This is a genomic window from Bdellovibrio sp. BIS2 (genome assembly GCF_055398295.1).
Genome location: NZ_AP035879.1, coordinates 1,554,507 through 1,572,844, shown reverse-complemented (window position 1 = coordinate 1,572,844; position 18,338 = coordinate 1,554,507). Strand labels below are relative to the sequence as shown.

Here is an 18,338-nt window from a genome sequence, read left to right as displayed (position 1 = left end):
CGTGATTGAAATCAGCTCTAAAACCAACGACCATTTCCGCCGCTGGAGCGATCTAAGCTCTGCGCGCGGAATTAAAAAACATTCTGAATTTATTCTGATGGGCGAAAAGCTGATCGAAGAGTTTTTGGAAAACCCGAACTTCCGGATCAAGGGCGAAATCGTGCACGAGGATCTGAAATCCGTGACGCTGACCGCACCTAAATTAAAAGGCCAGCGCATCCCGGTTTTCAAACTGCCCAAAGCACTGTTTAACGAAATTGACGTTGTGGGCACACACTACAATCTTTTGGTTCTGGAACCGAAAGAGATCGCTCCGCTTACAACTGCAAAAGCGGAAGGTCTGGAAGTGATTTCCCCCTTGGGTGATCCTTCCAATTTGGGAGCTTTGGCGCGCTCGTCTTTGGCTTTTGGGGCAAGCAAAATGATTCTGACAGAAGAAAGCTGCTCTCCGTACCACCCGAAAGCGATCAAGGCTTCTGCGGGGGCTTTGCTGAAACTGCCTTTGTTTAAAATCGGCAAGTTCGCTGACTTTGTTTCCAACAACGATCAGATCTATGCTTTGGACATGAAGGGCGAAAGTGTCGCGAACTTCAAATGGCCAAAAAATGTGCGTATTGCCTTGGGCGAAGAAGGCCCCGGCTTTAGTGGGATTAAGAACCTGCAGCGTCTGTCTGTGGCCACTCAAAGCGTGGAATCCTTAAATGCCACCGTGGCTGGCAGCATCGCGCTGTACAGCTATTCTTGTCAGCATCGCTGATTGATTCGATCATGGCGCAGGTATGATCTGCGCCTGTTTTATTTGCTCATGTAGTGTTTGCGCTTTTCTGCCGGCAGTTTTTCCAAAGAATAGCGCAGCATCGTTCTGGGCATCTTGGCCGCATGTTGATCCAGAAACTTCAGCAGTTTTTCTTCGCTGACCTTTTTACCCATTTCTCGCAGCATCCAGCCCACCGCCTTGTGAATCAGGTCGTGCTCGTCCTTCAACAGAAGCTTTGCGATCTTAAGTGTGTCAGCGGATTCGCCATTATAGATAAAATGAAACGTCGCCAACATGGCAATCCGGCGCTGCCACAGGTTCTTGGATGTCGCGAGTTTCTTCAGAACCGAACGATCTCGATTTAGCAGATAGCCACCGACGATGGCCGGAGCGGAAGTGTCCACCAGGTCCCAGTTGTTCACGTACTTTGAATTCTTGATATAAAGCTTAAAGATACGGGTTTGTTCTTTTTCAGAGGCCTCTTGAAACTGAGACACCAAAATCAGCAGAGCTATTAGACGCTCTTCGTGATTTGGGGATTTCATCAGTGTATCAATCTCTTTCAAATTAAGAGCTGAAGCATATTTTTTCGCGATCTTACGGCTTTGCGGAACGGTCAGGCCAAGAAAGACATCACCCTCGGCATACTCGCCTTTTCCGGTTTTAAAGAATCTTTGCAAAATGACGGCTCTACTGGCATCCGCCTGACTTTGAACGTCCTTTTGCAACTGCGATACCGCTGACAATGCTTGCGAAATGCCTGACTCTTTCTTCATGCTCGCCGCCTTCAACCAGGCACCTTTTAGCAGGGGATTAGTTGAGATTGGATTTCTGCTGGAGGCAGTGAGGTCCACAAGGACAGGACATAGCCGCCACCGCCAGAGCCGGTTGGTTTTACGGCCAGGGCGCCTTGTTCTTTGAGCCAGGCGATGTGCTTTGCGGGTTCGCCTTCGTTCAGGTCCCACTTTTCAAAACAATCACCCGCCAAAGTCAGGGCTTTTGCCAAAACTGGCAGGCCTGTTTTTTCATCCATCTTCAGGGCTGTTTCCAAGATCCCCACGGCTTCAGCCATCTGCTGGTCGATTTGTTCGCCCACCGTTGGGTTTTTCAGAAGCAGGTCTTTCACTTTGTTCACAGCATCCACGGTGACACCGCGTTTGCCGGAATAAGAGATATACCAGTGCGGTTTCCATGCCGGGGTCAAAGGTTTCTTTTCGCCGTTACGGACAAAGCGCAAGCCTTCACCACTTAAGGCAACGGCAATATCAACACCACTGGATTCACCATGGAAAAGGTTTTCCAGGTTGCGCGCGAACTCATAATAGTCCTCTTCAACAACGTACCCCAGATACCCCAACCAGCGAGTCAGGGCCACACAAAGAGCGGCCGAAGCGCCCATGCCCGCCCCCACTGGAATGGAGGATTCAAGCAACAGGGTGCCTTTTAAATCTGTGCGTTTGATGCCTTTAAGCTCGCAAGCCTTTTCAAGCACGCCCCACACCAGTAATTGCAATTCTTTGCCGTGATCACCCACCAGACGAAGCTCCAACGGTTGCTCGCCGCGGGAATAACTTAAATCCAGATTGCGGGACTGGATGGGGAACACCACCGCCGGCACACCACGCAAAACCGCGTGCTCACCAGCTATGATGCATTTACCAAAGGCTTTGCAGGTGAAATCAATGGACATTGTCTTTCACACCTTCAAAGGCCATGACCTTGAAGTCCTTTTCAAAATGCTCACGATATTGTGCGAACTGCTTCTTTTGATCGTGGCGGAACAACAAATGCACGTTGGCCCCGGCATCCATGGTCACCAAAGGGCCATCTTGCCATTTGTTCCAAAAGGCCTGGCAATCCTCCAGAACCTTTTTGGATCCGTCATTCATGTAAGTGAAAGACGGCGTGCTGGTTTCAAACAGACGGTGCATGTCGATGAACTCATCCCAGACAATCTGGCGTGCGATATGCCAGTCGTTAAACTGCAGGGCCATGCTGAGGTCCTTCAGGCGCAGTTCTGCACGCTCGGGACGCCCCGTGAAGCGCGGGCTTGTGGTCACAAGCTTATGCGCTTCAGAACTGGAAACCTCTTTTTTAGAGTCTTCGACAATCACCACCATGTGGTGCAGGTTTTTGACTTCAAACCCCATTGGCTCAGCGTATTCGTGCTGCCACAGAGCCCACGGTGTGAACAACGAACGGCAGGAAGAACCCGAACCCTGGCGGGAAAGCTCGGAAAGATATTTTTTATCCGCGCCCCACGGCTGCGGGTTGATCTGCTGAAACATTTCCGCCGCTGCCAAAGTCAAAGCCGCAAAGCTTGATGCCGAGCTAGCCAAACCGCAGTCTGATGGGAAGTTGTTTGCGGATTCAATCAGGAAGTTTTGTTTTACGCCCCACTTGTCTTTCAAGTTTTGCAGGTGCTTGATGAAGCGCTGCTGGCCTTTTTCAGACAATTCGATTTTTTGAAGGTCTTCACGAACCAAGGGTTTCCACTGGTCTTCGGACGCTTCGATTTCGGTCAATCGAACATAGGTGCGCAGGTTTTCCAAAGTATAGGACAAAGAACCGTTGGTCGGTTTATTGCCCGTGCCCTCGATCTTACCCATATACTTGATAAGAGCGATATTGGATGGAGCAGATACAGTCACTTGTTTCATAGGCTACCTCGGACCTGAAGTCCGGACGAGATTTTATCAGAGGAAGAAAGCACGGACAGGCCCTTGCTTTCACAGTAGGCTTTAACACCTGCGGTTTGACCTTTGGCGGTGACAATTGCCATCACATCAACCCCCAAGGCGCCACAACCTTTGGCGGCTTTAACCCCCGGGATTTGATTGATGTCCGCCAAAAGTTTCAGCGTTGGTTCACAGGTGAAATTCAATTTTAACAGTTCCTGGGCGTAGGCTTTGACCCCTTCAACAAAACGAGCGCTGTCGATTTTGTCGAAAGCATCACGGATCGTCAGCATGGCACTTTCAAGGCCTGCCGTCGGGAACACCGGCAAAGTGCGCAGGTGTTCGTGGGTCGCAAGCTTGTTGCCGGTATGAACCAGCAACAATTCCAGATCATCAAACGGCCAGTTGGACACAGAGATCATCCCCCGGCGTTTTTCAAAGAAGGTCATGGATCCTTTAAGTTGTGCCACCAGGTCCGCACCACTTGGGCGCTGCCCCTGCCCGTTCCAGGCAACATGGTAATACACTTCAAGCATGTGCTTGAAATCGAGATACTTTTCCATGTCCATTTGATGGGCCTCTTTATAAAGCCACATTGCATAGACTGAAAGGAACTGCGCCGTCGAAGCGCCAAAGCCGCCTTTGCCGGAATAAGCATCGCGGAAAGCGATATCAAAGTTTCTGAAATAACCCCGGTGTTTGCTCATGAAAACCCCGGCCGGGCTTTCCGGGTGAATGCCGAGAACATCGCCCTTGCCGCGGGAGATTTCCGTTTCAAAGCACGGCTGCGAAAGGAAGAACAGTGTCGGTCCTTCCGCCAGAGCCAGGTATTCACCTGCAATAAATGTTTTTCCGGGAACGGAGAAGACCAGAGACAAGGTCTGCTCCTAGGAATGATGTTGAGTCGTGGACGCTGGAGCTTTCTGAGCCGCACGAAGTTCTTTCAGAACGTCGATGGCGTTGCTCAGGGATATACGCTTGCGAATCGCCAGAATCTCTTCCAGTTTCTTCTGAACCAAAGGAATCTCTTTTTCCTCGGCCCCCGCACCCAAAGCCAGGTTTTTGGTGTGAAGCTTCATGTGACCTTCGATGATGCCCACCGTGGTCAAGGCCTTCAAAGCACCCAGGTTCTGCACCAAGCCCACCGCTGCAATAATACGCGACAGTTCATTGGCGGATTTGGTGTCCAGCATTTTCATGGAAAGCATCGCGGTTGGATGCAAAGTCGTCACCCCACCCACGGTGCCCACAACCAGAGGCGCTTCAAACACGCCCACCAGGCTTTTGCCTTCACGGTACCAGCGAGTGATCGAACGGTACTGCCCATCACGGCAAGCGTAAGCATGAATGCCCGCTTCCACCGCGCGCCAGTCATTACCCGTCGCAATCAGAATCGGATCAATACCATTGAGCACACCTTTGTTGTTGGTGGCCGCACGGTACGGGTCCATTTGCGCGAACAAGGAAGCTTCTTCAATTTTTTCAGCCAGTTCCGGCTCGATGTCATCAATGCGCACAACTGCGCGAGTGACTTTGGAATCCACCAGATTGGACAGAATGCACATGGTGACTCTTTCACCGGTGAACTGTTCAATCGGTTCTTTCAGATATTCACACACCTGATTGATGATGTTGGCCCCCATGGCGTCGCAAGGGTCCATCAGAATGTGGATCACGGCCATATCACTGCCGTCACCGCGAGGCACGCGGCGCACTTGCAAGTCACGAACCCCACCACCACGACGAACCAGGCCGAAGGCCACTTCGCGGTTGGCGGCTTCAATCAGATAGTTTTTCTGAGCCAGGATCTGCTTTTCAAATTCAGCAAAGCTGCGGATTTTTGCCAGTTGGATCTGACCGATGATTTCGTTCCCCACAACTTCTGTTGTGATTGAGCCGGATTCACGGATCCATTTGGCCGTTTTAGAGCACGCAGCCACGATGGAAGTTTCTTCCACCGCCATGGGAACAACAAAGTCTTTCCCGTCCACGCGCATATTGGTGACAACTCCCAGTGGAAGCTGGAAGTAACCAATCACGTTTTCAATAAACTTTTCACCCAAAGAAGTGTCTTTCAACCCACCCTTGGCAAGATAGTCCGCTTCGGCTTCGTTCAATGCACCGACTTCTTTAAGTGCTTTCAGACGTTCTTCACGAGACAGTTTGGAGAAACCTTTAAAGATATCCTGAAGTTGTTTTGTCATTGAATCACCTTCTTGCTTTGGAGGTCTTTCAGATTGCGGCTGCCTGTGCAGAACATAGTTACTTTCAACTCTGTTTCCAACTGGGTCAGCAGTTTCTCAAGAGCCTCATCGCCCTGAAGAGCCGCTTCGAGGAAAGGTTTTGCAACCCCCACCTTTGAAGCTCCCAACGCCATAAGTTTACCAATTTCCAATCCATTTCTCACGCCGCCCGATGCCCAGAGCTGATACTCTACCCGGGCTTCAATGGCATTCAGCATGCTTTGCTTCGTGCTGATGCCCCAATTGGCGAAAGTTTGGGCCACGTGATAAAGCAGGTCGGATTCTTCCGAACGATAGCCTTCCACACGACCCCAGTGCGTCCCACCCTTGCCGCTGACATCCACACCGTAAATGCCGGTGCTGGAAAGACGTTTCAGGGTGTCGACAGAAAACCCACAGCCGGTTTCCTTCACAATCACCGGCACCCCGGCCAGCTTGACCAGATTTTCAATTGCGGCCAGGCCGTTTTTGAAATCTGTCGTGCCTTCGGGCTGCAAAGCCTCTTGCAAGGGATTTAAGTGAACGAACAAAGCCACGGCTTCCGTGGAATCAATCAGTCGGCGGATTTTATCAATCGGCGACTTGATGAGCTGAGCGATTCCAATATTGCCAAGCAAACGGGCCTTCGGAGCTTGTTTGCGAACACGTGCCCATTCTTCGGCAGCATTGGAATCTTCCAGTTCACGACGTTGAGAACCAACTCCCATCAGAATCTGACGGCGGTCACTCAGACGCGCCAAAGCTTCATTGATCTCCCGGCCTTTTTCGTGGCCCGCAGTCATTGAAGAGATAAAGATCGGAGATGAAAGTGGGATGGACTCCCCGGAAAAAAAGAAAGAGGTCGAAATGTCGACCTCTTTAAAGTTCAGATCAGGCAAAGCCTCATGAATCAAAGTGATCGAGTCCAATCCGTTTTGTCCATCGGTCTGGGACCTAGGATCCAGCGCAATCCTGATATGATCGCGCTTTCTTTTTTCAAACTGACTATTGGACTCGTCCATGGGGCTAAGGCTCCTTTAACAGAGCTTTGCTGTACTTTTTAGCTTTGGCTTATGCCAAAGCGTGTTTGCAAAGTGCAGAGAATGCTGCTGCGTCGTTGATAGCAAGGTCAGCCAAGATTTTACGGTCAACTTGGATGCCAGCTTTAATCAAGCCACCGATCAAACGAGAGTATGTAGTCCCGTTCAAACGAGCTGCTGCATTGATACGTTGATTCCACAAAGTGCGGAAGTTACGTTTGTTAACTTTGCGATCGCGGTAAGCGAAAGCCATACCACGGTCATTTTTCTCTACCGCGTGGATGTACGCGCGAGAACCCGCAGAGTAGTAACCTTTTGCTCTTTTAAGAACTTTTTTGTGACGAGCACGATTTGTTTTACCAGATTTTACACGAGCCATTTTGAACCTCTATTACGCCACGGACTTTGCCGGGCACCGAAAGACAATTTTTAAAATTAAAATTAGAATACCAAGCAACGACGAACTTGAAGCATGTTCGCGTCTTCAACGTATGATGTTTTGCCTAGTTGTCTTTTCGTCTTAGAGCTCATGTGAGAGTTCAAGTGACGCATGCGAGTGCTTTTTTTCTTAACTTTACCGCTTGAAAGAACTTTCAAACGCTTCTTCGCGCCAGAGTGAGTGCGCATTTTCATATAGATACCTTCCACCGATAAGGCGTTCTTCCCGAAAGGGAGGACTCTTAACCATTGCCTTAGACAGTCGTAAATACGGACTCACTGTTTTAGGGTGAAAGGTGTGGGAAATCAAGCTTTTTGAGGACTTAGTGGTTTTGACTCTAATTGAGAGGTATTCTCACATTAAAAGCGCAGTTTCGCGGCCATTACCACATCTTAATTGCCCCCGGAAAAGGCCCTATTTCCGCAGGAGCCCAGTGGAAAGGCTGGTGTTTCCAAGAGTTTAATGAACGCTTTCCCCCAAACCGGGGATTTAGTTTCATTCATGGAAACCCGAAGAACTTTTCATGAATTGTACGTTTCTTCACACCACCTATCTAACCCAACAGGCGAAAAGGCTTTTTCTTTCCTTTTTGCTGATGGCTGTGGTCGGGTGTTCGCTGGAACTGCAAATCGCGGCTGAAGACTCCACCCCCACCACCCTGAAATGGAATGCCGACACCCTGGGGCAACAAGGGATTCTGAAGGCGGAATGGAACCTTCCGGAAAAAGCCGACATCAAAGAACAACAGGTTCTCTATTTCCGAGGTGGCTCCTGCGTCACCCCGATTCTGCCCGTGGCCAATGTCGGTCCTGCGGAAACATCCCACATGCCAACCTTCACACCGGAGGACGGCATCGAGTACACATTCAAGGTCTTCGTTCTTTCCAAAGACGGCAGCGTCGCTTCCTCTTCGTGTTCCAATCCGGTCACCTACTTTGGCGCGTTTTCCATCGAAAGCCTTTCCCAGTCTATCATCAATGAAGGCAACGTGACGGCCGCCCCTTTCAAAGGCACTTGCCTGCTGGGATCCTCAATCGAGTTTTCTGCGGCCGCGACGCCTTTGCTGACTTTCACCTGCAGTGCCCGTCAGTGGACACAAAATCTGGATCTCAGCGCTTTGCCAAGCATGTACAGCGGCGACTTGATCGCCACTGTCACGGCCCCTGGTGGCACACCGAAGGAATACCGTCTGGCGATCACCAAAGACGTGGTGCCTCCGACGATCACTCTGAATGCCCTGACCACCATCACCTCGGTGAATCAAAATGCTGACACGGTCAGCGGCACCTGCTCTGAAACAGGCCGAAGTGTTACCGTGACCGCAGGATCCGTGAGCACCGAAGTCGCCTGCTCTGGCGGAACCTATTCAACGTCAATGAACCTTAACTCGCTATCTGGCACTTCGGTTGTGGTATCAGCAACTCACACGGACGCGGTCGCAAATACGCGCACAGCCACATCCACCGTCAACCGCGATGTCACGGGGCCTACGGTGAACTCCTTGGCTCTGAATAACGGCGATGCGGCAACGAATTCGCTGAGTGCAACTCTGAACAGCTCGGTCACTGATGCCGCAGAAATGTATCTGAGTTCGGTGGCTGCCTGTACCGGAGGAAGTTGGGTTGCCTACAATGCTGCTGCCCCGTGGACTCTGACAAACAGCAATGCCACGAACACCGTGTATGCGAAATTCCGCGACAGCCTGGGTAACGAATCCCCGTGTGTCAGCGATGATATTCTTCATGACAATGTCGCTCCGACTCTGGCTTTCACACTTCCTGTTTCCGGCACTATCATCAATTCCGACAATGTGAACGCGTTCACGGTCAGTGGCACCTGTTCTGAAAACAACCGATCTGTGAACTTTTCTGGTCCGGGTGGATTCACCGGAACGACAATCTGTACAGGCTCAGCCTTTTCCGCGATCCTGGATCTGAGCGCCCTTCCACAGGGAACATTCCAACTGACGGCTTCCTTGAATGACGTTGCAGGAAACTCCAACACCGCAAATTCTCCGACCTACAATAAAGACACTCAGGCACCAACAGGAACCCTGAGCATTAATTCCGGTGCGGCAACAACGAATGACCTGGCTGTTTCCCTGGGACTGACAAGTGCGGATGCGGCGGAGATGTATGTCACCAACACCGCAGGTTGCGCCACGGGCGGTACTTGGGAATCTTTTGTCACTGGCAAATCATGGACGCTGCCAACGGCGGATGCCCTGAACACTGTCTATGTTAAATTCAGAGATGCCGCTGGCAATTCATCTGTCTGTTACGATGACAGCATCACTCACAACAGCACGGTGCCGTCACTTTCTTTGGCCTCCCCGGCCGATGGCAGCTTTGTGAATCTTGCCAATGTTTCAGCCTTTGTGATTTCCGGCGCCTGTTCTGAGGACGGCCGCCCGGTTGAAATTTCTGTGACCGGTCAGTCGGCCACAACAGCAACATGTTCCAGTGGTGCCTGGACTAAAACTCTGGATCTGAGCACTTCGGCCCAAGGGGATCTGACGTTCACTCTGAATCACTCGCGTGCCAGCGGCGCGGTGGCCCCGACAGTGACGAAAGTCTTTGCCAAGGACACGGTGGTTCCGACAGTGAACAGCTTTGTCATTAACAATAATGATGCCTATGCCACCAGTCTCAGCGCCACACTTACAAGCACCACCACTGACGGCGTTCAGATGTATGCCACAAACACGGCTCTGTGCCTGAATGGCGGCTCCTGGGAAACCTACAATGCCAGTAAGTCCTGGACACTGCCGACAGCCAACAATACCAATACGATTTATTTCAAAGTCCGCGATGTCGCCGGGAATGAATCTGACTGCGCGTTTGATTCCATCATTCATGATTCCGTTTCACCGACGGTCACGCTGACTTCCCCGGTGGCCGGGACCTTTATCAATTCTTTGAATCAGACAGCATTGAACCTTTCCGGCGCCTGCTCTGAAAACGGTCGTTTGGTCAACCTGACCGTCACTGGTCACGCCGGAGTGACTGGATCTGCAACTTGCACCACAGGTTCGTGGACAGCTTCTTTGGACTTCAGTTCTTTGGCCGATACTTCTGGCACTCCATTCACAGTGGTCGCCTCTCACAGCCGAGTCAGCGGCAACAATGCCACAGGATCATCAACTTATCCGAAAGACACCCAATCCCCGGGAGCTGCGACAATCACGGGGGCTCCGACAGGAACCAACTCCACCAGCACACTAAACATCACGGTCGGCGGCACGGATATCACTCACTATCGTTACTTTATTGTTGCTCCGGGTGGCACTGAGGTCTGTACGAACAGTGCCGCTTACACCGGAAGCGATATTGCCGTAGCCACAAAAATCACCGATACACTGACCGAGCAAGGGGCCTACAAGCTCTGCGTCTTTGGTCGCGACACTGCAGGCAACTGGTCCACGGCCACATCCCAAGCGACTTGGACAAGGGATTCTCAAGGCCCTGTCATTCTGACTGTGGATGCCACCACCGCTGATGGCGTGTATGGCCCGGGTCAGTCCGTGCAGGTTCGTGTGACGTTTGATGAAAACGTGACGGTCACAGGGACTCCGCAGCTAACGCTTGAAACCGGCACGACAGACCGCGTGGCCACCTACGCCAGCGGATCAGGCTCTGCCCAGATTCTATTTAGCTATGTCATTCAACCCAATGATGAGAATCCGGATCTGGATTACACCAGCACCACCGCCCTTGCACTGAACGGCGGCACGATGAGGGATGCTCTGTCCAACAACGCCACCCTGACACTTCCGGCCCCGGGGACCGCAAACTCACTGGCAGGAACCAAAAACATTGCGGTCGAAGCTTACTCAAGTCCTCTGGCCAAAGCCATCCTGAGCAACACACCGATGGGAGCGGACTCCAGCGACACACTTAACATCACTGTGTCGGGTTTGGATGTCGTTTCTTATAAATACAAACTGGGTCTGTCCGGATCTCTGGACTGCTCGACTTACACGGGCTATTCAAGTGAAATTCCGGTGGCGACCCACATTACGGACACCATCAGTGCGCATCCGAAGTATTCGTTCCTGAAAATCTGCGTGCTGGGTAAAGACAGCGCCGGAAACTGGCAAAAGGCTTTCGCCGTCACCCAGGCGCAATGGCACTATGTGGAAAACCTGCCATCCTTCAATCTGTGCGGAGCGGTCAAGTCCTCCACCGCTCCCAAAGGGCGTCTGTATGACTCCGGCGGGCCGACCGCCAATTACAGCGACAATGAAACTATTGCCAACTGCTATTTCTCGATCAATACAGGTGCGGCGATTTCTGCCTCTGTTAGCTACGACACTGAAAACAACATCAGCTATGATTTCCTGAGACTGCGCGAAACAGGAGCTGCTGGAGCAGTGATTTTGGGCCCGGTGGCTGGCACCGTCACCAACACGGCTGTCAACTCGACCTCCGGCACTCTTTATGCTGAATTCAAGAGTGACGGCTCCGTGGTGGGTGCTGGTGTGATTCTGGTATGGGGAGGAGCCCCAAATCTGACGCCCACCATGACCCTTACCAACGTAACAAATGCGACGGTGAATACCGTTTACAGCCGTGTTGCGGCTGCCTATGGCCTTAGCACAGCCACTGTGTTCTCGGTTTCAGGTTATGACTCGGAAATCCGCAATGTAACAACCTCTTCCGACTTCTCAAGCTCTGTGCTTGTGAATCCAGGAGATGCCGTTGAAGTCCGCATGACTTCACCAAATGCGACCGACCAATACCGACTGGCCCATGTTCGCGCCGGCGATGCCAGCTATTACTGGATGGTGGCGACTCCACTGCTGCCAACCACCGTGACTCATGTTACAGCCACAAATCCTGATGGAACTTATAAGCCGGGCGACACCATCGACATTCAAGTGGTCTTCACCAAACCAGTCACCGTTCAAGGCGCAAACCCGGTCATGAGCCTGGCCTCCGGTTCGGGCGTGACAGCCACGTATCTGAGCGGCAGTGGTTCCACAGAGCTGATCTTCCGTTATACGGTGGCCTATGAACACAGCGCTGCGGATCTGGACTATTCATCAACCACATTAACCAATGCCGCTTCCATCAAAGATGCCATGGGCAGCAATGCCACCGCCACGCTACCAGCTATTGGTTCGGCTAATTCCCTGGCCGGAAGAAAAAATCTGGTTGTGGAAGGTTATCCGTTTGTAGTCGCCACTGCCAGCAACGTGCCAGCTTCCAATAACAGCACAAACACCCTGGACGCCACGGTGGGCGGCACCAATGTCGTATCTTACAAATACAAACTTGGAACATCCGCAACCACGGACTGTACTGTTGCAACCGGATATGGATCTGAAACAGCCATTTCATCGAATATCACTGCGGACCTTAGCGTCTTTACAACGGAAAGACTGAAACTTTGTATTCTGGGCAAACACACCAATGGAACCTGGCAGGCCAACTGGCACCCGACAGAATATCAATGGGACCGCTACAACGTACAAAACTTCTACTCGCTGTGTTCGGCAACTGCCTCGACGGCAACAACCGGATTCATTTATGACTCCGGCGGCGCCAACGGCATGTATCAGAACAACGAAAACTGTCAGTTCGAGATCAACACTGGCGCCCCTATCACTCTGACCTTCACGTCCTTCAATACTGAAGCAGCCTGGGACAAGGTCAGCGTCTATGACGGAACAACAGCGGGAACTCTGTTGTTGAATCAGGTCAGCGGAACTTCTATTCCAGCAACACAAACTGCCAACTCTGGAAAAATGACGATCAAGTTCACCAGTGATGGCAGCGCGATTCGTGATGGCTGGGTTGCATATTGGGGAAATCCAGGCCCTATCATGACGAGCCCGCCAAGTTTTGCAAAAATTCATAATGCGGCTTTGAACACCCGCTACGCCACAGCCAATACAACCATCAGTTCCCTGAATCAAACCGCCATTGCCACCATCACGGGGGCGGATGCGCAGATTCGCAATATCACCACGGGAAGCTACTGGGGTGGGTCTGTTGCAGTTTCTAACGGTCAAGTCATTCAGTTGCGCATGACCTCCCCTACCGCCAATGCCCAAACCAACACAGCCACCGTCACCATCGGTAACGCGGTCAGTACGTGGGAAATCAGCACGCCATATCCACCTCCGACTCCAACGCTGACAGGATATCCGGTCGGCATTTCAACAACGTCGACTTTGAATGTGACTGTCTCTGGGTTCCGTGTGACTCAATATAAAAAGGCGATCATCACTTCCGGCACTTGTGCTGCTGCAACATACTCGGCGGCTTACAACACTTCCACCAACATCACCGACAATATTTCGGCTTTGCCAAATGGTCCGGTGACGTTGTGTGTGCTTGGTGGTGATGCCACAAACTTGTTCCAGACAGCGGCCGATGCGGTTTCTGTCAGCTGGACCAAGGATTCCATTTCAGCAGTGAATATCACCAGCACAAGAATGAACCGCGTTCAGGAAGGTTCGGGCTCCCAGACTATCAACGTCAGCCTGACCCCCGCAAAAAGCTACGATGTGACCGCGTACTACAAGGTCACCGGCGATGCCGTGAATCCGGACCACCATGACCTGAGTTCAGGTTTCATCACTTTCCCGGCGGGCTCCACGACCGCCACAATCACTGTCAACTTCCCTGACAACAGCCTGGTGGAAGGCGAAAAATTACTGAATCTGCACTTCACCCACACGAACGCGCCACTGGCGACCATGGGCGACAACTATCAGACTCAGTATTTTATTGCGGATGATGAAAAGAATCTGAAAGCCTCCCAGCTTTCCATGGCCCGCGGCCACCAGTGCGCGATCATGGAAGATTCGTCCCTTCGATGCTGGGGTACAAACATGTATCGCCAGATTGATGGTTCGGTGAACGACTTTAAGGTTTCTCCGTTTGTCATCACCATTGCGGGTGTCACTGGTTATAGAAGCATTTCAACAGGTGAATTCCATACTTGCACCGTCACTCTGGACAACCGCCTGTTCTGCTGGGGCGACAGCACTGAAGGCCAGGCTGGCGGCGGCACCACGGGGACTCAATGGTCACCACTGCACGTGGACAACGCGACGACCTATCTGTCAGTCACTTCCGGGGACTATCATTCTTGCGCCATCACTACGGCCAACAAGCTGAAGTGTTGGGGTAAAAACGACTATGGCCAGTTGGGCCTGAACGATACAACCCGACGCACGTCGCCGACTGATGTGGATAATGCCAACTCTTACAAATTTGTCCATGCCGGTTCCCGTTCGACCTGCGCCATTCGTAGTGACGACAAGCTGTTCTGCTGGGGCAGCAACGTCAACTATCAGCTGGGTGATGGGTCAGCAACAGCCCGTGGAGTTCCGACGGCCATTGACGCCGCCGAATCCTACAAGTCCGTGGCTATCGGCTCAAAACATGCCTGCGGCATCACTCTGACCAACAACCTGAAGTGCTGGGGTACCAACAACTATGGCCAGGTTGGCGACAACGGTGTCACAACAAGGACAACTCCGGTTGCCGTCTCGGGTTCAGAAACTTATAAAACTGTTGCCGTGAATGACGATGGCAACATCGCAACAGCACGTGGTTTCACCTGCGCCATCACATCCAATGATGTTTTGCAATGCTGGGGCGTCAATTCACTGATACAACTAGGTAACGGAACTTCCAACATGCAGTACGTCCCGGGCACCTCGGATGCGGGAACAACCTATGCCGCAATTCAGATTTCTGCGGCCCGTGCCTGCGGCATCACTCTGACCGGAGCTCTGAAGTGCTGGGGAAATCTGCTGGGCGACAGCTCCCCGCAAAGTTCTTACAGCTATGGAAGTGGTAATGCCCGCCATCAGTATGCAGAGAAAATGACCAAAGCGTCCGAGTGGACCTTTGACACGCTTTCCGTCTTTGGCGCTGATGCCATTGACGACCACTATTCAGGAACTTGTGGAATATCCTCCAACAAACTTTACTGCTGGGGCTCGATGAAAGCGACGGAAGGTCCTTTTGGCGACGGCTCTCAAACCGATGCACGTCGCCCAGCCCCGGTTATGATTGATCCAAGCACGAATTACAGCTACATCCACACCCGGAGATCTCATGACTTCTGCGCCATCACCAGCGCGGGACAGATGAAGTGCTGGGGCATCAACAACTACGGCGAACTGGGCGAAGCCGCAGCCGTCAGTGCGACTGTTTATTCTCCGACCGTGGCAGACAGCACCACCACCTATACGAAAGTGGTTTCATTTAATCATGCAACCTGCGGCATCACTACCACCGGAGTCCTGAAATGCGCCGGCAACAATGACAACGGCCGTCTGGGACTGGGAGACACCACGGCCCGCACCAGCTTCACTGTCGTCGACAGTGGCGTCAGTTATAGCGACATCGAAATGGGCATGTCTCACACCTGTGGGCGAACGACCACGGGTGTTTTGAAGTGCTGGGGCACCAATTCTCAGGGTCAGATCGCCAAAGCCAGCAGCACCTCTGCATCTTATCTTCCAGATGTGGTGGATTCTGGCGTCACTTATACGAAGATCGCCACGGGGTCTTTCAACAGTTGCGGTATCACTTCTGCCAACAAGCTGAAATGCTGGGGAGCCAACTTCCTTGGGCAGCTCGGAGATGGAACAACCACGGGCCGTTACACCCCGACTGCGATTGATGCTTCGGCTGATTATTCGGATATTTCCATGGGGGCGGGCCATACTTGTGGCATCACCGCCGGACAAATCAAATGCTGGGGTAATGCGACCTATTCCGGACTGGCTACACCTCAATATCCGGGAGGCCACTCGGTCTTTTCGAGTCCACTGGTGGTGGATGGTGCCAATACATACACCAAAGTGTGGGCTGCGAACTCATCCACATGCGCCAAAGCCACATCTGGCGAAGTGCGCTGCGTGGGTCGCGCTTACGGCGGAAACTTCGGCTATGTAGATTCTGCCGTTTTGATGACTATTGGCAGCGGAATTACCAAGATCATCTACACGCCAACCTTCATACACAAGTGGCAAGGGTATTGACCTGACTTGTGAACGTGGCAGAATTTCATTCATGATCAATCATGAAGTTCTGCCCAATTATCGCTCCTATGAAACCCCACAATTCAAAATCGAGACTTTAAAAATCGAAAGCTCGATTCTGCGCTTAAATCCCCTGCAGGATCCTGCCACCCGCTTCAACCCGGTGCTGGTCCCGCATGTGCCAGGCCCGTGGCCGGTGGTGGTGGTTTTAAGCGGCTTTACCAGCAATGCTCCTTTCAATTTCAACGGCAAATTCAACGAAAAGAACCCGGTGCAGATCATCAATGAAGCTGCGGCCCGTGGCGAAGCTCCGCAGGCGCTCTATGTCTTTGTCGATGCCCTGACCACCTGGGGTGGCTCGCAGTTCATCAATTCCAGCGCGGTGGGAAATTACGAAGATTATATTATGACGGAGCTGATCCCGGCCGTGAAAAGCCACTTCCAGGTTTCTGACAAAAAATCAGACTGGTGCGTGACCGGTGGATCCAGCGGCGGCTATGGCGCCCTTCACTTGGGATCGAAGTATCCCGAGGTCTTTGGAGTCATTGCGGCGATTGCGCCAGATTCGTTCTTTGAAGCCAGCCTGCTTTCGGAGTTCTATCAAACTGCACCTCTGTGGGAAAAATATCAGTCCGGCTTAAAAGCCCTGGAGGAACTGCGCAGTGGCAGACTGACAAAAATGCGCAACTGGCACACGCTTTTGAATGCCTTTGGCATGGCCGCTTGTTACGCACCCAAAGGTGAACATGGCGATTTCCACTTCCCACTTGAAAAGGATGGCACGAAGAATCAGGCCGTGTGGGAAACAATACTGGAAAAAGATCCGCTGCACTTTCTGCCAAAACGTGCACAGGCGCTTAAAGACAAGCAGATCTATCTGGATGTGGGGAACAAAGACAATTTCCATCTCCAGTATGGCTGCCGTCAGATTTCGGCGATGCTCAAAAAGAATGGCATCAGCCATGACTATGTTGAATTCGACGGGACTCACTTCGACATTGGCGAACGTCGCGTGGAAGTCTGGCGCTGGTTGACGACGCTGTGGCGCCGTTGATTAAACCTCCAAAAGCAACGTCACCGGGCCGTCATTTAAAAGACTGACTTTCATGTCGGCCCCGAAAATACCGCCTTGGGTTTTTACGCCTTGAGATTCACTGAGCACCAGAGCCTTTTCATAAAGTTCTTTGGCGCGATCCGGAAGTTCTGCTCCGATGAAGCTGGGACGATTGCCTTTGGAGGCATCCCCCAGCAAAGTGAACTGCGACACGATCAGGTGCTCCCCGCCCACGTCTTTCAGGGACAGATTCATCTTGCCGGTTTCGTCCGGGAATATCCTTAAAGCAAGGATCTTGGTCATCAGCTTTTGCAGTTGCTCTTCACTGTCGCCCTTAGCAACCCCCAACAACGTCAAATAGCCTTTATCGATGGAGGAAACCTGCTTCCCGTCCACGACGACGGAGGCATTTTGAACTCTTTGCACCACGGCTTTCATAGGGGCTCCTGACTTTAAAAAACAAAACCCACATTTTTCAACGTGGGTTTGATTGAACAAATTGTATCAGCTTACTGGTTTACTCTTCGTCGTCTTCTTCGACTTCTTTAAGCTCAGCAAGTTCTTTGGTGTCTTGCTTGGACTTGTTCGGGTGAAGCTTCTGGTATTCTTTGATCTTGAGCGGGTCTGGACCCAGCATCAGGAACATGTTCTTACCTTCCATCTTCGGCTGAGATTCAACCAGCGCCAGATCCTCAACGAAAGCGATACATTTCTTCATCACTTCCATACCCAGTTCCTGGTGGGCCATTTCACGACCCATGAAACGCAATGAAACCTTCACCTTGTCGCCATCCAGAAGGAAGCGGCGGGCGTGGTTCATCTTGGTTTCAAAGTCATGCTGATCCGTACGAGGACGCATCTGGATTTCCTTGATCGTCACAACAGTCTGCTTCTTACGGGCCGCTGTGGCTTTTTTCTTATTCTCGTACTTCCACTTGCCGTAATCCATGATTTTGCAAGTCGGAGGAGTTGCTGTTGGAGCAATCTCAAGAAGATCGAGGCCTCTATCTTCAGCAATACGTAACGCCTCAGGAACAGACATCACACCCAACATGTTACCTTCGTCATCGATAACACGAATCTGTTGAGCGCGAATCTCGCGGTTGACTCTCAATGAGTCTTTAGAGTCTTTCTTGTT

13 protein-coding genes are annotated in these 18,338 nt (G+C 51.8%); 3 read left to right on the top strand and 10 right to left on the bottom strand.

Annotated elements, in window-relative coordinates; translation table 11 throughout:
- The first annotated feature begins 1 nt into the window (after position 1).
- A complete protein-coding gene (locus tag ACZ520_RS07510) occupies positions 2-757 on the top strand; it encodes a TrmH family RNA methyltransferase (RefSeq protein WP_374032685.1) in 756 nt (251 codons plus the stop codon).
- Positions 758-795: 38 nt separating this feature from the next.
- On the opposite strand, the gene ACZ520_RS07505 is transcribed toward ACZ520_RS07510, so the two are convergent.
- From ACZ520_RS07505 to rpmI, 8 genes are all read right to left on the bottom strand, one after another.
- On the bottom strand, positions 796-1,533 hold the full coding sequence (locus tag ACZ520_RS07505) for a DNA alkylation repair protein (RefSeq protein ID WP_464127873.1): 738 nt from the start codon (positions 1,531-1,533) through the stop codon (positions 796-798).
- 26 nt (positions 1,534-1,559) lie between these two features.
- Complete coding sequence (locus ACZ520_RS07500) at positions 1,560-2,447, bottom strand: mevalonate kinase family protein (RefSeq protein WP_464127872.1); 888 nt, start codon at positions 2,445-2,447, stop codon at positions 1,560-1,562.
- Positions 2,437-3,417, bottom strand: a complete 981-nt coding sequence (gene mvaD, locus ACZ520_RS07495; RefSeq protein WP_464127871.1) for a diphosphomevalonate decarboxylase — start codon at positions 3,415-3,417, stop codon at positions 2,437-2,439. The genes ACZ520_RS07500 and mvaD overlap by 11 nt, the downstream gene beginning before the upstream one ends.
- Positions 3,414-4,313 (bottom strand): hypothetical protein, encoded by a 900-nt coding sequence (locus ACZ520_RS07490; protein ID WP_464127870.1) that lies wholly within the window; start codon positions 4,311-4,313, stop codon positions 3,414-3,416. The genes mvaD and ACZ520_RS07490 overlap by 4 nt, the downstream gene beginning before the upstream one ends.
- Positions 4,314-4,322: 9 nt before the next feature.
- On the bottom strand, positions 4,323-5,639 hold the full coding sequence (locus ACZ520_RS07485) for a hydroxymethylglutaryl-CoA reductase, degradative (protein ID WP_464127869.1): 1,317 nt from the start codon (positions 5,637-5,639) through the stop codon (positions 4,323-4,325).
- Positions 5,636-6,679 carry a type 2 isopentenyl-diphosphate Delta-isomerase gene (fni, locus tag ACZ520_RS07480; protein ID WP_374035540.1) on the bottom strand — a complete coding sequence of 348 codons (1,044 nt, stop codon included), beginning with the start codon at positions 6,677-6,679 and terminating at the stop codon, positions 5,636-5,638. The genes ACZ520_RS07485 and fni overlap by 4 nt, the downstream gene beginning before the upstream one ends.
- Before the next feature lie 49 nt (positions 6,680-6,728).
- Complete coding sequence (rplT, locus tag ACZ520_RS07475; protein WP_374035539.1) at positions 6,729-7,076, bottom strand: 50S ribosomal protein L20; 348 nt, start codon at positions 7,074-7,076, stop codon at positions 6,729-6,731.
- A gap of 62 nt (positions 7,077-7,138) precedes the next feature.
- A complete protein-coding gene (gene rpmI / locus ACZ520_RS07470; protein ID WP_011164102.1) occupies positions 7,139-7,330 on the bottom strand; it encodes a 50S ribosomal protein L35 in 192 nt (63 codons plus the stop codon).
- A gap of 329 nt (positions 7,331-7,659) precedes the next feature.
- On the opposite strand from rpmI, the gene ACZ520_RS07465 reads away from it, so the two are divergent.
- On the top strand, positions 7,660-16,146 hold the full coding sequence (locus ACZ520_RS07465; RefSeq protein WP_464127868.1) for an RCC1 domain-containing protein: 8,487 nt from the start codon (positions 7,660-7,662) through the stop codon (positions 16,144-16,146).
- A 31-nt stretch (positions 16,147-16,177) separates the two neighbouring features.
- Complete coding sequence (locus tag ACZ520_RS07460) at positions 16,178-17,200, top strand: alpha/beta hydrolase (protein WP_464127867.1); 1,023 nt, start codon at positions 16,178-16,180, stop codon at positions 17,198-17,200.
- On the opposite strand, the gene dtd is transcribed toward ACZ520_RS07460, so the two are convergent.
- Positions 17,201-17,638, bottom strand: a complete 438-nt coding sequence (gene dtd / locus ACZ520_RS07455) for a D-aminoacyl-tRNA deacylase (RefSeq protein WP_464127866.1) — start codon at positions 17,636-17,638, stop codon at positions 17,201-17,203.
- A gap of 79 nt (positions 17,639-17,717) precedes the next feature.
- On the bottom strand, positions 17,718-18,314 hold the full coding sequence (gene infC, locus ACZ520_RS07450; RefSeq protein ID WP_417869553.1) for a translation initiation factor IF-3: 597 nt from the start codon (positions 18,312-18,314) through the stop codon (positions 17,718-17,720).
- Positions 18,315-18,338: the final 24 nt, after the last annotated feature.